Here is a 15,925-nt window from a genome sequence, read left to right on the forward strand (position 1 = left end):
AGGCTTTCATTAAATCCAGCCTTTTTCCTCAGCAATGCTGGCGGCTTCTGTCCGGTTTTTCGCATCGAGCTTTTGGATGATTTCTGAAATATAGTTTCGGACTGTGCCTTGAGATAAATAGAGTTCAAGCGTAATATCTTTTGTTGTCTTGCCTAAAGCCGCCAGCCGCAGAATTTCTTGTTCTCTTACGGTGAGCGGATTTTCGTCTCGCATCATATTAAACGTCAATTCCGGGCTGAAGACTCGTTTACCCTTTACACTCTTTCGGATGGCGTCGGCCAAATCGTCAATTTCGCCGTCTTTCAGGAGATAGCCATGTACGCCGGCTTTAACGGCGCGTTCAAAATAGCCGGGACGGGCAAAGGTTGTTAAAATAATAATCTTGCTGCCGCTGCCTTTTTGCATCAATTCCTCTGCGACATCCAACCCGCTCCGGGCCGGCATTTCAATGTCCATGATGCATACATCCGGCTCCAGCTCCAAGATGGCTTTGAACGCTTCTTCCCCGTTTCGTGCTTGTCCGATGACTTCCATATCCTCTTCTAAATCAAGCAGAGATCCCAAAGCGCCTAAAAGCATTCGCTGGTCCTCAGCAATCAACAGACGAATCATTCTTTTCGTCCTCCTATCAATCTGCTTTTTTAATTAGCGGAATCGTTAGTGTCAACACCGTTCCGTTATGAGCTGAAAACGTTAATCCGCCCTCAATGAGCATAAGCCGCTCTTCCATTCCCCGCAGGCCATTCCCAAATGTGTTCTCCTTCGCCGCACCCTTTCCGTCATCCCGTATCACAACTTTCATTTTGTCAGCAAACTGAGAAATGGCAATGGCGCAGTGGGTGGCTTTGCTGTGCTTGATGATATTGGTCACAGCTTCCCGCATACACATACTGATCATATTTTGTGTGACGGGAGAGATCGCTGAAAAGTCTTCGTCTCCTTCGTATTGAAACGTAATGTTCCCCGATCTTAAGATATGCTGAATGTTGGCGAGCTCCTCTGTCATCGTGACCGTTCTCATATCAGAAACCAGCTCCCGAACTTGCTTGAGTGCGGCTCTTGAACTGGTTTCCATTTCTTTTGCTTCAAGCCGGGTCCGTTCCGGATCAGATGTTGCCAGCCGCTGAATCAGCTGGCTTTTCAACGTAAGAAGCGAAAGGGTATGGCCGAGCGTATCGTGGAGATCACGGGCGATTCGAACACGCTCCTCCCTTTTGGAGAGTTCCTTTATCTGTTCGTTGGCTTGGGCAAGTTTGGTCTCGAGTTCAATTCTCCGAAACATAGAACGGATGCCGAAGGGAGAAATGAGCATGATGACGAGAAACGGAAGAACAGGAAAAAGCTCCTGAAGTGAAACCGAATTCACAAGAAATTGATAAAAACACGGAAAAAGCAGCATAAAGAGTAAACCGCAGAACGCACGGTTAAACTTTGTTTTCTCTTTGTAATAACCAACAAAGTTTGCCGGAAAAAACCCTAAATAGATATAGGAGATATTGTAAAACACACTATAGATGAAAATAACCGCCAGTTGCACGATAAGCCAATACGTAAACGAAGCTCTGCCCACATTGCAAAACAACTGGCGATAGGCTATGACAAAAAAGAGCAGCATGCCATATCCGAGCACCAGTTTGACGCCTGTTTCTCTCAATAAAGAAAGAAACGGCATGATGGTGTACACCAGAAAGATATAAGGAAAAAAACCGAATTGCTTAGGGAATATGGATGGTAAAAATTTCATAGATCACACCGCTTCTTGTTTTCTGCTTATATACTTAGATAGTAGCATGAAGAGCATCAAATAAGTGATTAGCATCAAAATATTTTCCCATGATGGGCCCCCGCCTCGAACAAGTTCCCATGCTCCGTTACCGAAATGATAAGACGGAAGCCACCGGCCAATGTTCTGCATCACCTCAGGCATGACCTCAAACGGCATCCACATGCCTCCGCCTAAAGCGAGCAGCATGTAAAGCACATTACTGATTCCGGCTGCCGTTTCTACTTTTCTCATGCGGCCGATGAGTGTGCCTAACGCTAAAAACGGCAATGCGCCAAACAAAATCCACAGTCCGCTCATGATCCATTCAAACGGCGACAGGGCAATGTCATTCATGAGCGCGCCGAACAGAAAGATGACGGTAATGGATAAAACGTGAATCACACTTTGGCCGATCATCTGAGCAGATAAATAGATATGATCCGGAAGAGGCGTGATGCGGATAAAGGCGGTCCAGCCTTGTGACCGTTCTTGAACCATACGGATTCCAAGCGTCATAATAGAGGACCCCATCACACTGAAGACTGTCATCGACATTAAGTAGTGGGCGTCCCATGCACGTTGATCAGGTACGCCCGTATTCACTACATTGGTAAAGAGATAATAAAAGGCAATCGGCATCAGCAGCGACCAAAGCACAAAGTACTTATTCCGAAGCACCCTTTTCATTTCAGCTATGCTTTGCTTCTGCAGCATGTTCACTTATATCTCCTCCCTGTTTCCGTCAGCCAGCTGGCGAAATGCCTCATCAAGCGTTCCTTGCTCAATCCGGATATCGCACGCACGTATGTTTTCTTGAAAAATGAGCGCTAACACTTTGTCTGTATTTGATGTTTGGATGATGGTCCTTTGGTGCTTCTGAATCACCCGCTCTACTTCCGGGTGACGGGACAGCCTTTCCAATGATTCATCTGAATGCATCTCAAAAGAAACAGCCTGTTTTTGCATCCTTGAGCGGAGCTGCATAGGCGATCCGTCTGCCACAAGCCGCCCGTCTGCAAAAAATAAGATTCGCTGTGCGGCATCATCCGCTTCCTGCAAATAATGCGTTGAAAAAATAATTGTTTTTCCTTGATCGGCCAGTCCATGGATGGTCTGCCAGAATCGATGTCTTGATGATGTGTCCATTCCCACTGTCGGCTCATCGAAGATCAGCAGCTCCGGATTCCCGGCAAGAGCCAAAGCAAAGTTCAAACGGCGTTTTTGTCCGCCGGATAACTTTTCTGCCCTCGTTTTCAAATCTTCTTTTGTGAGTGCTGTTAACGAAATAAGTTCTTTCATGGACAATGGATTGGGATAATAGCTTCGGAAGAGCTCGAGGATTTCATTCACCTTCAGTCCCGGCATGACACTCACTTCCTGCAGTATCACGCCTATTTTTTCCCTCACCTGTTTGTCATCAGGAACCCGGTTAAATCGTTTGATTTCTCCCTCGCTTGGTTTTAGCAATCCTAATATCATGGAGATCACGGTCGTCTTCCCTGCCCCATTGGGCCCGAGGATAGCTGCAATTTCTCCTTTTTTAATGCTGAAGCTGATGTTGTTTACAGCTGTTTTTTTCTGAAAATGTTTTGACACATTGCTTACTGTTACTGCCTCATTCATCACATGAGCACCTCCTGGTCTCTTACATTGATTGTAAAATGACGCAGAAACTGATGGAAGTATAGGGTGTCATGATAACGGGTGACAAATGTCATATTCATTCTCACGGCTGGTTTCTAGGCCATCCATCCTCTAGATTTTCCAATTCATCCAGCCCGCTTGAGCCGTATGTCCCCATTCTATGAAACTGCTATTTACTTTCATAGAAAGACACACTCTTCAAACTGTGAGTGTTATGATATACATATTGAACTTTAACTATCGGCTGAAAGGAGCCAATCATGAACGAAGCGATTTTGTCTCGAAATGATGTAAAGGTGAAGGGAAACGGCAAAACATCTATCATTTTCGCACCCGGTTTTGGATGTGACCAAAGCGTGTGGAATGCCGTGGCGCCAGCCTTCGAAGAAGAGCATCGGGTCATTTTATTTGATTACGTCGGTTCAGGCCAATCAGATTTGCGCGCCTATGACCTGAATCGTTACCGGACACTTGACGGCTATGTCCAAGATGTTCTTGATGTTTGCGAAGCTTTAAATTTGGAAGAGACCGTGTTTGTGGGGCACTCTGTCGGGGCTGTGATTGGGATGCTTGCTTCCATTCGCCGCCCGGCGCTTTTTTCCCATTTGGTGATGGTGGGGCCTTCTCCATGCTATTTGAATGATCCGCCCGGGTATTACGGAGGATTTGAGAAAGAGCAGCTCCATGGTTTGCTGGAGATGATGGAGAAAAATTACATAGGCTGGGCAACTGTATTTGCGGGAACGGTTCTGAATCAGCCGGATCGGCCTGACATCAAGGAAGAGCTTGAAAGCCGTTTTTGTTCTACTGATCCTGTGATTGCCCGCCAATTCGCGAAAGCCGCGTTTTTTTCTGATCACCGGGACGATCTTTCGAAGGTAACGGTTCCCTCACTGATTCTCCAATGTGCTGATGATATCATCGCACCTGCTTCAGTAGGCGAATATATGTATAAGCATCTTCCATATAGTACACTGAGACAAATGGAGGCTCGCGGGCATTGTCCCCACATGAGCCACCCTGAAGAGACGATCCAGCTGATCAGCGACTATTTGAAAGCGCTCGTGATCTAGGAACGAAAGGGATAGAGGTGACCCTCTTAATGGACAAACAATTGAATGATGCACCATGCGGTTTTCTCACTTTGTCAGAAGAGGGTTCGATAATCGCGGTCAACAGCACCCTGCTCAGGATTGTGAATTATGAGCAGGAAGAGATTATCGGCCAGCATATGAATACAATCCTGACAGTTCCCGCACAGCTTTTCTGCCAGCTTTATTTTGTCCCGCTTTTGAAACTGGAGCAGCACATCGAAGAAATATACATTTCCCTAAAAACAAGAGATGGCGAAGAAGTTCCCGTCCTTGTCAATGCTGTTGCAAAAGCTGATCGCGGAGCAACTGTCACCGAGTGTGTCCTGATTCCGATGCGGAAACGCAATGAATATGAAAATGAGCTGCTGATGGCCAGAAACGCGGCTCAGGAAGCTTTGCTTGCCAAACAGAAAGCCAATGCGGAGTTAGAAATCGCCTTGGAAGCGCTGAAGGCAAAACAAGAAGAACTTCTTGAGATCAACAAACAAAATCAGCAGTTTAAACTAAACACCAAAAGAGAGCTCGAGCTCGCCAGGAAGATTCAAGAATACTCACTGACTGAACCGATTGTAAACGATCAGATTCAAATTGACGCTTATTACAAAGCATCCAGTGAGTTATCCGGTGATCTTTACGGATTTTATCAAATTGATGAACATCGTTACGGCATTATTATTCTTGATGTGATGGGCCATGGGATATCATCCGCTTTGATTACAATGTCTCTGCATCCTTTGTTCCAGCGCCAGATCTCGCAAGGTCTCAGTCCCGTCAAAGTCATGAAGGAATTAGACCGGCACCTGCACAGCTTGTTTCAAAATGATGAGGAAGCGAGACATTATTGCACGGCTATTTATCTTGAGGTTGATACAGCCCGGCAAAGAATTGATTATGTCAACGCCGGACATCCGCCGGCATTATGGCAGGGCGCCGGCGGAACCCAACATCCGCTGCCCGCTACCGCGCCTCCGATCGGGATGTTTGAAGACGCGGTGTTTCAGTCAAAAAGCCTTTCATATACTGAAGGCGGCGGAAGGCTCCTGCTGTATACAGATGGTGTGATGGACCCCACAGCTTCATGTTATTTATTTGATTTATTAAAGGATCACCCCGATTTGCCTATTGCTGGCCTGAAAGAGAACATCCTTACATCACTGCATCACCATAAGGAAGCCCATCATAAAAGTGATGACGAATGTTTTATAGTAGTTGATGTAAAATAAAAACATCCATGAGATGGGTACATCTCATGGATGTTTTCTGTTTCAGCGTTTCTTCGGTGTATGGCTCGACTCCGCATATTGAAACACCTGCAAGGAAGGCAGCGGGTGTCCGTTAACATCAAACAAAGCTTGGTTATCTACAGCACTTCCCCCATACCACTTCCCGGCATCTTCACGGTCATACTCGGCAGCATAGCTGGAGGCCCAGCCTGACCCATATGTTTCCCACAATACTTTGTTTTTCTCTGCCTGTGTTTTCGGCCCGACCGAAAATCTACGCAGGCTCCCAATAGAACACACCAAGTCCTGCCGTGCCCGTATTCGCTACGGCCTGCGACACATCTCTTATCGCATTCGCCTGGCCTTGAACGGAAATCCGGCTTGCTTTAAGGTTGTAAAGATGTCCTGGCGTTTTCCGCTTGTATTGTAAAAGGTGACCCCGCTGTTTTCTAAAGCAATAATACTGGACACATCTGCTTTCAAAAGTAAATAAAAAAAGAATCCGCCCATATCGAGCGGAGGCATCAGCCTAATGTTTGTTTACGACGATTCTCACTTCATATTTCTCCATCGTCAGGTCGCCGGATAATATTTCTCCTGTCATCATATCTTTCACACTCTGATCAAACGTGACAAGCTGTTTTTCTTCCGTGAAATTCATGACAAAAATGTAATCATTGCCCTGATCCTGCCTCGCTTGTACGGAGACACCTTTTCCGTGCCGAACCGGAAAAACAGGAGAAAGAGACAGGTCTGTGATCAGCCCTTCATAGAAATCCCGATGAAATTGATCCTCCAAACGGGCGCCGATAAAATACGCCTTGCCCCGCTGATACTGATAGCTTGTGACCGCTGGCGTACGCGCATAAAAATCTTCTTGATACACGGCTTCTACAGATGCGGTCTTTACATCGATCACCGTTGCATAATCCTTCATTTCATATGATTGGCTGCGATAGCTCACAGCATTTCGATCCTTTGGGTACAGCGTATCGGTTTCCAGAGGCTCAATTCCGAAAATCGCTTGCAGATCTGGATGCCATCCGCCTGTGTACGTTAAATCATGCTCATTTACAATCCCGCTGATATATGTCATGACTAAGGTGCCGCCACGAGACGCAAACGCTTTCAAACGGGAAATGGTGTTTTCACTGATTAAATAAAGCATGGGGACGATCAGCAGTTTATATGATGAAAAATCTTGTTCTTTCGTGATGACATCGACAGGGATATCGTGTTCCCAGAACGTGCGGTAATGCTGCTGAAGGGTTTGCACGTAACGTTTTGTCGCCTTCGCATACCCCTGAGCGTCCTCGAGTGCCCAATGGTTTTCCCAGTCATATAAAATAGCGGTTTCAGCCGGTCTCTTCGTTCCGACAACCTCGGACAGCCGTTCTAATATTTCACCGGTTTTGGCCACTTCCTGAAAGACCCGGTTCTTCGGGCTATTGTCATGATCTACTATTGCTCCGTGCAATTTTTCTGATGATCCGCGCGATTTGCGGTATTGGAAATAGAGAACGCTGTCCGAGCCGTGGGCAATCATCTGCATAGACGACAGCACATTCATGCCCGGGCGCTTCGCCTTGTTGACGTTATGCCAATTGACCGCGCTTGGCGTACACTCCATTAATAAGAAAGGCTGCTGCTTCAGGCCTCGGTATAGGTCATTGATGAAGCCGACCTTCATCGCCAAATCAGCTGTGCTTTCCCAGTCATTGTGCCATACCGGGTAAGCGTCCCAGCTGATGACATCGACATGCTTTGCAAACTTGCTGTAGTCGAGGCCCTGATACGGGATCAAATCCGGTGTGTCAGCCATAAAGTTCGTTGTGATCGGAATATCAGGTGTCAGTTCTCTCAGCGGGATGATTTCATTTTCATAAAACGAAATCGTTTGCTCAGTGACGAATCGGCGCCAGTCTAAGTTCAGGCCGTGCAAGCCATTTTCACCGATCGGCGATGGACTTTCAATTTGTAACCAGTCATTGAATGTATGGCTCCAAAAAGGAGTCCACCACGCATGGTTCAATGTCTTGAGGCTGTTGTCATATTTTGCTTTCAGCCATTCCCTGAAAGCATGCTGGCATAGATCGCAATGGCACTCTCCACCGTATTCGTTTGAAATATGCCACATTAACAACACCGGGTGATTGCCGTATCGTTCTGCTAATAGCCGGTTGATGTGACGTGTTTTTTCACGGTAGACTTTAGATGTGAGGCAGTGGTTGTGCCTTCCGCCGTGCAGCTGCTTGACGCGGGAAGCATTGACGCGCAAAACTTCAGGATAGGCTTGCGACAGCCAAGCAGGACGCGCTCCGCTTGGGGTTGCTAATATGACCCGGCCGCCGATGCTGTGAATCCGTTCAAAAATATCATCAAGCCATTCAAATTGATACACGCCCTCCTCCGGCTCAAGCGCGCTCCATGCAAAAATGCCGACAGAAAAGGTATTCGTATGAGAAAGCTTCATCAGCTTAATATCATCGGCTAGAATATCAGGCCGATCCAGCCACTGATCAGGATTGTAGTCTCCTCCGTGGAGCATAAATGTTGCATCTGTTACATGCTTTTTTTCAAGCTTTGACATCATATTCTCCTCCTTCATCTCTTAACCTTCTGTTCCCCCGCGGTTCATCCGGACACAAAATGCTTTTGCAGCTAGTTTTGAAAGCGCTTTAAAAATAATATAGCACGACTGGAAAAATGAGCAAACCAACTATTTACCTCTATCAATAAAATTTTTCACCTGAAAAACGGCTTAGTCTCCTAAGCCATTCTTAATTCATACTCTTTCTGACGATGAATGCGCACCTACATATCATGTTTTTACCGGTCTTCTCTTTTCCGGCACTTGTTCAAGCAGTTTGCCTCCATTATTCAGCTCACATTCATTCCAGTGAAATATTTTACTTTATTTGCCACAAATGTTAAGTGCTGCTGCAAGTAAAAAGACTGAACCATTGCGGCTCAGTCTCGGTTGTTCATTTGGCAACGGCAGAATTGCCCGGGAAATGAGTTGGTTATTGCACATTTTCCTCGAAATATCCCGAAAGCACATCTTCCACATTCGTTAAATGCGCCAGCATGGCAGCCTCCGCCTGCGCACCATCCTGCGCAGCCACGGCATTGTAAATTCGTTCATGCTCCTCATAAAGCCGCTGAACTGAGGTTTTCTTGGAAAACAGCCAGATTTTCCGTGTTTCTCTCATCGTTTCCAGCAGCAATGATGAAACGTGGTTCATCAGATGTTTAAGAAGATCGTTTTGGGAAGCGTCAGCCAGCGCCAGATGAAATGCGAAGTCAGCTTTCTCTCCAAGCTCCCCGTCGGCTTCAATGCTGCCCATTTCCTTTAACGCAGCATGGATTCTTTCGAGATCGTCTTCTGTTCGTTTTTCAGCAGCTAATGTTGCCACCCCGATTTCAAGCAGTTTTCTGACCTCGAGCAGCTGCTTGACGTCCTCTTTTTTCATGAGAAGGGCAGCTGAGAGTGGCTGAGAAATTTGATTGAGCTCAAATTCCTTCAGGTATGTGCCTTCTCCCTGTTTCATTTCGACAAGCCCCATCGCTTTTAGCGCGGAAAGGGCTTCACGAACCGCTGAGCGGCTGACTTGAAAGCTTTCGGAAAGCGCCTGAACGGAGTCTAATTTATCTCCTGGCTTCAATTCGCCATTTTTGATCATATCTAATAGTGCATCCGCCACTTCTTCATATATTTTCTTTGTTTTAATCTGTTTGTATTTCAATGCAATTCACCCCGTAACTTGTAGGTCTGGCTGTTTACGATCTATTATACTCTGTTTTTGGGGGGCGCCAAAAGATTTTGACAATTTTGTCAAAAAGTCTTGTACTTTGATATTTTTCAAAATATAATGCTAGGTAACTGGTCTTATTACCCAATCATCAGATGATCATACTATCATCTTTAGAAACCGCTTACACATACGCCAGTTTATGTTTCAAGGAGGGGTTTGGGATGCAATGGACACAGGCATATACGCCTATAGGGGGAAATTTGCTTTTATCAGCGCTTGCCGCACTTGTACCGATTATTTTCTTTTTTTGGGCGCTCGCGATTAAACGGATGAAGGGGTATACAGCGGGCTTGTCCACCTTGGGGATCGCACTTGTGATTGCTGTATTGTTTTATCGGATGCCGGCGGAAAAAGCGCTGATGTCCGCCACACAAGGAGCCGTATACGGACTATTGCCGATCGGCTGGATCATTGTAACGTCTGTTTTTTTGTATAAAATTACTGTGAAAACGGGACAGTTTGATATCATTCGCAGTTCTGTTCTCTCGATTACGGATGACCGCCGGCTTCAGGCGCTCCTGATCGCTTTCTCATTCGGGGCTTTTCTAGAAGGAGCGGCCGGCTTCGGAGCGCCGGTCGCCATTTCTGCCGCGCTGCTGGTGGGCCTCGGCTTTAATCCTCTTTATGCGGCGGGAATCTGTTTGATTGCCAATACGGCGCCGGTTGCCTTTGGCGCGATTGGGATTCCGATTACAGCCGTAGAAGGTCCGACAGGGATTCCAGCGATGGACATTTCGCAAATGGTTGGGCGGCAGCTGCCGTTTTTATCCGTTTTTATTCCTCTTTATTTACTGATCATCATGAGCGGGTTCAGGAAAGCCTTTGAGGTCTGGCCTGCAATTCTCGTTTCCGGTGTTTCCTTTGCTGTCGTTCAATATCTTAGCTCCAATTTTTTGGGGCCTGAGCTGCCGGATGTTTTGTCGGCGCTTGTTTCGATGGCCGCGCTTGCTGTGTTTTTGAAATGGTGGAAGCCGAAAACAACATTCCGTTTTGCCGGTGAACAGGAATCTGCCGCCGCGATTGAAACAGCGAAAACGAATCCGACAGCGACTGCGTATAGCGGCGGACAGATATTTAAAGCCTGGTCGCCATTTCTGCTGCTGACAGTCATGATTTCTGTATGGGGCATTCCTTCTGTCAAATCCGCGCTGACCGGGCATTATGAAGGCACCGCTGTTTTCTTGAAGTGGCTGAATACAGTTGGCGAAAAACTGACTTTTGCCCCTGGTGTGCCTCTGTTGAACAATCAAATTGTCAATGCTGACGGTACGCCGATTGAAGCACTTTACAAGCTTGAGGTGCTTGGGTCGGCCGGCACTGCGATATTGATTGCCGCTGTGCTGTCAAAATTTATCACGGCGATTTCGTGGAGAGACTGGGGAGCTGTTTTAAAAGAAACGATCCAAGAGTTGAAGTTTCCGATTTTGACCATCGCTTCTGTCGTTGGTTTTGCCTATGTCACCAACTCCTCTGGAATGAGTACGACACTCGGGATGACACTCGCGCTGACAGGCTCGATGTTTACCTTCTTTTCGCCTGTTCTCGGCTGGCTCGGCGTCTTTATTACCGGCTCTGATACGTCTGCCAACCTGCTGTTCGGCAACCTGCAGAAAGTCACCGCGTTATCAGTCGGCATGGACCCTGTTCTGTCTGTGGCCGCTAATTCATCAGGCGGTGTCACCGGAAAAATGATTTCGCCGCAGTCGATCGCGGTGGCGTGCGCCGCGGTAGGGCTCGCCGGGAAGGAGTCGGATCTATTCCGCTTTACGATTAAGCACAGCTTGTTTTTGCTGCTGCTCGTTTGCATCATCACCTTTTTGCAGCATCACGTGTTCAGCTGGATGATTCCAGGAGGATGATGCTGTCTGATCAGTCAAGTTCATCGAGAAAGAATAATAAGAACTGGCAGAATATCAATCCGCCAGTTCTTATTTACTAGTATTTTTTTGATAATATCACCCACGAAGAGAAGGTCGTAATGATGGTTAAGGATACTAAAATCCTCATGATTTCAATCGCCGATAACGCCACTGTGCTGAACTGCATACTGAACATGATCATTACGCAGCATATCAATACAAAGTAAAGCGTGTACTGCATTCCTTTTTGCTTAATCAAGTTTGCTCTTTCATCTTTTTCTTTGAAATGCGGATAAATATAGCCCGCAGCAAAACTTAAATAAGACAGAGCTCCCCACATTAATAATTCAGTAAAGGAAACAGAATGTGTCGCGATTTGAAAAAAGGTTTTTGTAAGTAAAATCATTGTGAATAAAACGCCAATTATGAAGTAAACCTTTTGTAACTTCATGAATTTCACCTCTCATTCTCTTCTTCATAAAACATGTTCTCGACAATGGTATGAAATGTTTTCGCGATTGCTAATGCTAACGGCAAAGAAGGATTATATTTTTCTTTCTCAATTGATATGATCGTTTGTCTGCTGACATTTAGCAGCTCAGCTAATTGATCTTGAGAATATCCATATTTCTTTCTGTATTCTATTAACCTATTTTTCAAAGGAATGACCTCTTTTTCCAAAAATTATAAAACAAATCCATTTTGACGTAAAGCTTGCTTTACATTTTATGAAGGCTTCTCCACCCTAATTACACAATGAAATCCTCCCTTTCCGGGAGGATTTCATTTATACCGTTTTCTGGCCGCCGATGACGGAATGTTCAATTGATCGCGGTATTTTGCCACAGTGCGTCTGGAGATTTGAATGCCGTGCTGTTCATTTAGCAAATCGGCAAGCTTTTGGTCTGAGAGCGGTTTTGTTTTATCCTCTTGGTTGATCAGGTCTTCAAGATGGGTTTTGACTGCATAGTTAGACGCATCTCCATCTCCTGAGGCCTCGGCTTTTGCTGAGAAAAAGAGTTTCATCTCAAACAGTCCGTACGGCGTTTGTAGCGTTTTTCCTTTGATTGCCCGGCTTACAGTTGATTCATGAAGGCTTAGACAGTCAGCTACTTCTCTGAGAGTCAGCGGCTTCATTGCGCTTCTCCCCTTCAGAAAGAACTCTCTTTGCCGTGTGATCAGCTCACTGACAATTCTCGTGATCGTCTGTTTTCGCTGTCGCAGCGCGCGGTCCAGCCAGCGCCATTCCTGATATTTCGCAGATAAATAAGAAGCGGTATCTTGACAGGAACCCGACGATAAAAGCGGTCTGTACTGCGATTGCAGTTCTATTTCCGGAAACGAGCGGGTATTCAGTTCCGCTGCGATGTGCCCGTTTTTCACAATGATAAAAATGTCAGGCTCGATATACATATCTTGCTCTGGCCGTGCAAACAGAAGGCCTGGTCTTGGATGAAGAGCTGCGATGTCATCAGAGATATCTTGAATCGTATGAAGCGGAATTCCAGTCATTTTTGAAAGCGCTTTCCAGTTCTTTTGCGCAAAAGCTTCAAAATGTGCGGAAACAAGCATTTCCGCTTGTTCATTTCTGTTCGGCAGCCGCTGTAATTGGAGAAGAATGCATTCCCGCAGAGATCTTGCGCCAATTCCAGCCGGCTCTAACGATTGAAGCTTTGCCAAAACCGCTTCCGCTTCCTTGGCTGAAACAGATAGCCGCCGTGCTGCCTCCTCCATATCTTCTTCCAAGTACCCGTTTGAATCAAGTGAATGAATCAGATAATGAAAAATCTTTTTTTCAGTGTTTGTCAGATTCATATCGAGTGCCTGCTGTTTTAACACATCCTGCAATGTTTTTTGCGGATCACTTAATTGGAGGCCTGCTTCCTGCGCATTCATCCTGTTTTTATTTGTTTTATGGTAAGATAGTGGCGGTGTGTCTGTTTCCTTTCGTTCAATAAGAGGGTTTTCCAGTGAGAGCTCATCAATGTATTCGGCCAGTTCTGCCGAATGATAGCCAAGCAGCGTGATGGCCTGCCTGAGCTCCTGTGTCAGTTGAGGCTTTAATACTTGTACTTGCTGAAGTTTCATATCCATCTTGCTCACTCCCCTTTCTTCATTGTACATGATTGAGGTCACACCGTATATATTTATGAAAAAGGAGCTGCCAAAGAAATGTCTGAACTTTTTTCCGTCCCTTATTTTATTGAGAATTTCAAACAGCATATTGAAATGAATCAGTCTGAGGATAAAATCCATGCGATGAATAGCTACTACCGTTCCGTCGTCTCAACGCTTGTGCAGGATCAGCTGACGAAAAACGCAGTTGTTCTGAAACGGATTCAGCATTTAGATGAGGCGTACAACAAAGTCAAACGGGGAGAATCAAAATAAACCTTCCGCTCACATGTGAGCAGGAAGGTTTTCCTTTTTTGAGGCGTTCTGGATGAGTCGGGTGTTCTGCACGTCTTCCATCCAGGTGTGATAGTAATTGGCGTTTTTCCCGTAGGAATTATCAATGACCGTGTTTTCTTTTTGAAGCAGAGAGGACAGGATGTGGCCGTGCAGCCTTGACGTTTCCACCGATTCGTAGCGGCTGAAAAACCGAATCGCTTTTTTGACGATATAATCAGAGTATTTTTCCCATATATACGCGATGGGCAGAGGGTTGCCCGCTTTTTTATTCAGGACGTTCAGCGTTTGCAGAAAAGCGATCGTCCGGCGGTCTGAAGCTGACAGCACCGTGCGCCAGTCGTAGCTTTCCGCGTTTGCGTGTTCCTGAAGCTCCTTGTTCGCTTCGTGATCTGTCCTGATGAATCTCAGCTTTTGATTGAACGGCTGCTGCGTGGAAGCGACAGGAAACAGCTGATGGGCCATATCAGGCAGAAGCTTAATCTGATTGCTTGCAAAATAAGCCTGCGCCGTTGCATAAGAAGCTCTTTCCCTTGTGATGATATGGAGATTCGCATGCTTAGAAAAAATCTCCGCCGTCCGTTTGAGATTGTCTTTATTTTGGAAATAAATCGATTGCGGCAGAATCACGATTTTGTGATTGGGATAGGCTTGGACGATTTTTTCTCTAAAGCCTTGGTAATACGGATACAAATCCCCAAAGTTGCCGCCTCCCTGGCAGACGATGATGAGATTCGGATCCAGCTTTCGCCCAAGTGGAAAATTGTCGGGATTCCAGCGTTTTCTGACACGGATCCCATGTTCTTTGAAGAAGGCCTCTGTTCCCTTCATAATAAATAAATCCCCTACATTTCCGTATAGAGGATAGTCGGCATAGATGATCTCGGATTGTTTCGGAATGACGTCGAGCAGCCCGGACAGTTTTTGTTTCAGGCTGATCATCGAATGCTTGCTGTCCATTTCTTCACCTCGGCAGTTTGGAATAAATGCAGTAAAACATCAATGACCCTGTCTTGTTCTTCTTCCGTCAGACTTGATCCTGATGGGAGACAGATTCCTCGCTTGAAAAGGTCCTCGCATATGCTTAAGGTACCTTCATGAGCATAAAATAAAGACGGATCAAACAGCGGCTGGGTATGGAGGGGCTTCCACAGCGGGCGCGCTTCAATGTTTTCTTCCGCAAGGTGTTGAACCGCGTCATATGGGCTCAGCCCGTTATCAAGCGTGAGCGTGGTGAGCCAGCGATTGGACACACCTGCTGCATACTCCGGCATAAAACGGACGCCGTTTATATGACCGAGCGCGTTTTTGTATCTTGTGAAAATGGCCCTTCTTTTCTCCACCCGCTCATCCAGCACCTCAAGCTGGGCAATGCCGACACCGGCCAGAATATTGCTTAGCCTGTAATTATGTCCGGTTTCGCTGTGCTGATAATGAACAGCCGGCTCACGTGCCTGCGAAGCGAGAAATCGCGCTTTTTCAATGGCGGCTTCATCGTTTGAAACGAGCATCCCGCCGCCTGATGTGGTGATGATTTTGTTCCCGTTAAACGAAAAAATGCCGAAGCGCCCGAATGTTCCGCTTTGCTTCCCTTTATACACTGTGCCGAGCGATTCGGCTGCGTCCTCAATGACGGGTACTCCATATGTATCACACAGGCTGACGATGTCATCCATTTTCGCGCTTTGCCCATATAGATTGACGGCAATAACCGCTTTAGGCAGCTTTCCGCTTCTTTTCGCATCCTCCAGCGCTCTTTCCAGGGCTTTCGGAGACATATTCCATGTATCAGGCTCTGAATCAATAAAAACGGGCACCGCTTTTTCATACAAGATTGGGTTGGCGGTTGCTACAAATGTGAAGGACTGGCAAAATACGCTGTCCCCTTCTTTTACCTCTAGCAAACGCAGCGCCAGATGAATCGCCGCCGTTCCAGAGCTGACCGCTGCCGCTCCTTTTACGCCGACGCGCTCGGCCAGCTGTTCTTCAAATGAATTCACAAGCGGCCCAAGGGGCGCAATCCAGTTTGAGCAAAAGGCTTCTGAAATATAGTGCTGCTCTCTGCCGCTCATGTGAGGGGGAGATAAGTAGATTCTTTTATTCATGTCATCATCCT

Annotated in this window: 16 protein-coding genes and 1 pseudogene; 4 read left to right on the forward strand and 13 right to left on the reverse strand. The window is 46.4% G+C overall.

Annotation, left to right across the window (positions count from 1 at the left end; all coding sequences use genetic code 11):
• Positions 1 to 9: 9 nt before the first annotated feature.
• From M1D98_RS16380 to M1D98_RS16395, 4 genes are read right to left on the reverse strand one after another with little or no spacing between them, the layout of a single operon-like run.
• Positions 10 to 612: a response regulator transcription factor gene (locus M1D98_RS16380; RefSeq protein WP_010328655.1), complete on the reverse strand. Its 603-nt coding sequence runs from the start codon at positions 610 to 612 to the stop codon at positions 10 to 12.
• Positions 613 to 628: 16 nt separating this feature from the next.
• Positions 629 to 1,744 carry a sensor histidine kinase gene (locus M1D98_RS16385; RefSeq protein ID WP_456279737.1) on the reverse strand — a complete coding sequence of 372 codons (1,116 nt, stop codon included), beginning with the start codon at positions 1,742 to 1,744 and terminating at the stop codon, positions 629 to 631.
• A 3-nt stretch (positions 1,745 to 1,747) separates the two neighbouring features.
• Entirely contained in the window at positions 1,748 to 2,485 is a 738-nt protein-coding gene (locus M1D98_RS16390; RefSeq protein WP_268532372.1) for an ABC transporter permease, read from the reverse strand.
• Entirely contained in the window at positions 2,486 to 3,391 is a 906-nt protein-coding gene (locus M1D98_RS16395) for an ABC transporter ATP-binding protein (RefSeq protein WP_456279738.1), read from the reverse strand. It lies immediately after the preceding gene.
• A 278-nt stretch (positions 3,392 to 3,669) separates the two neighbouring features.
• On the opposite strand from M1D98_RS16395, the gene M1D98_RS16400 reads away from it, so the two are divergent.
• A complete protein-coding gene (locus M1D98_RS16400; protein WP_435576249.1) occupies positions 3,670 to 4,482 on the forward strand; it encodes an alpha/beta fold hydrolase in 813 nt (270 codons plus the stop codon).
• A 29-nt stretch (positions 4,483 to 4,511) separates the two neighbouring features.
• Positions 4,512 to 5,726 (forward strand): SpoIIE family protein phosphatase, encoded by a 1,215-nt coding sequence (locus tag M1D98_RS16405; protein WP_121643321.1) that lies wholly within the window; start codon positions 4,512 to 4,514, stop codon positions 5,724 to 5,726.
• 42 nt (positions 5,727 to 5,768) lie between these two features.
• Here M1D98_RS16405 and M1D98_RS16410 read toward each other — a convergent pair.
• The 4 genes and pseudogenes from M1D98_RS16410 to lutR form a co-directional block, all read right to left on the reverse strand.
• A pseudogene (locus M1D98_RS16410) lies at positions 5,769 to 6,102 on the reverse strand (glycosyl hydrolase 53 family protein); the annotation flags it as partial.
• Positions 6,072 to 6,251 (reverse strand): glycosyl hydrolase 53 family protein, encoded by a 180-nt coding sequence (locus M1D98_RS16415; RefSeq protein WP_435576250.1) that lies wholly within the window; start codon positions 6,249 to 6,251, stop codon positions 6,072 to 6,074. The pseudogene M1D98_RS16410 and the gene M1D98_RS16415, both read right to left, overlap by 31 nt.
• 4 nt (positions 6,252 to 6,255) lie before the next feature.
• Complete coding sequence (gene ganA / locus M1D98_RS16420) at positions 6,256 to 8,319, reverse strand: beta-galactosidase GanA (protein ID WP_456279739.1); 2,064 nt, start codon at positions 8,317 to 8,319, stop codon at positions 6,256 to 6,258.
• A 430-nt stretch (positions 8,320 to 8,749) separates the two neighbouring features.
• Positions 8,750 to 9,472 carry an L-lactate utilization/bacilysin biosynthesis transcriptional regulator LutR gene (gene lutR, locus M1D98_RS16425; protein ID WP_121643323.1) on the reverse strand — a complete coding sequence of 241 codons (723 nt, stop codon included), beginning with the start codon at positions 9,470 to 9,472 and terminating at the stop codon, positions 8,750 to 8,752.
• Positions 9,473 to 9,702: 230 nt separating this feature from the next.
• Between lutR and lutP the strand changes: the two genes are divergently transcribed.
• Positions 9,703 to 11,400, forward strand: a complete 1,698-nt coding sequence (lutP, locus tag M1D98_RS16430; protein ID WP_326221776.1) for an L-lactate permease LutP — start codon at positions 9,703 to 9,705, stop codon at positions 11,398 to 11,400.
• A gap of 76 nt (positions 11,401 to 11,476) precedes the next feature.
• On the opposite strand, the gene M1D98_RS16435 is transcribed toward lutP, so the two are convergent.
• From M1D98_RS16435 to rpoN, 3 genes are all read right to left on the reverse strand, one after another.
• Positions 11,477 to 11,851, reverse strand: coding sequence for a hypothetical protein (locus M1D98_RS16435; RefSeq protein ID WP_456279740.1), 375 nt, complete (start codon positions 11,849 to 11,851; stop codon positions 11,477 to 11,479).
• A gap of 5 nt (positions 11,852 to 11,856) precedes the next feature.
• Entirely contained in the window at positions 11,857 to 12,060 is a 204-nt protein-coding gene (locus tag M1D98_RS16440; RefSeq protein ID WP_010328665.1) for a helix-turn-helix transcriptional regulator, read from the reverse strand.
• Between the two features lie 123 nt (positions 12,061 to 12,183).
• Positions 12,184 to 13,494, reverse strand: coding sequence for an RNA polymerase factor sigma-54 (gene rpoN, locus M1D98_RS16445; RefSeq protein ID WP_010328666.1), 1,311 nt, complete (start codon positions 13,492 to 13,494; stop codon positions 12,184 to 12,186).
• 78 nt (positions 13,495 to 13,572) lie between these two features.
• Between rpoN and yvfG the strand changes: the two genes are divergently transcribed.
• Entirely contained in the window at positions 13,573 to 13,791 is a 219-nt protein-coding gene (gene yvfG, locus M1D98_RS16450; RefSeq protein ID WP_003235267.1) for a protein YvfG, read from the forward strand.
• A gap of 9 nt (positions 13,792 to 13,800) precedes the next feature.
• Here the strand turns inward: yvfG and M1D98_RS16455 are convergent, their stop codons facing one another.
• On the reverse strand, positions 13,801 to 14,769 hold the full coding sequence (locus tag M1D98_RS16455) for a polysaccharide pyruvyl transferase family protein (RefSeq protein WP_121643326.1): 969 nt from the start codon (positions 14,767 to 14,769) through the stop codon (positions 13,801 to 13,803).
• Positions 14,748 to 15,914 (reverse strand): DegT/DnrJ/EryC1/StrS family aminotransferase, encoded by a 1,167-nt coding sequence (locus M1D98_RS16460; protein WP_456279741.1) that lies wholly within the window; start codon positions 15,912 to 15,914, stop codon positions 14,748 to 14,750. The genes M1D98_RS16455 and M1D98_RS16460 overlap by 22 nt, the downstream gene beginning before the upstream one ends.
• Between the last annotated feature and the right edge of the window lie 11 nt (positions 15,915 to 15,925).

Source organism: Bacillus sp. K7 (assembly GCF_053903245.1).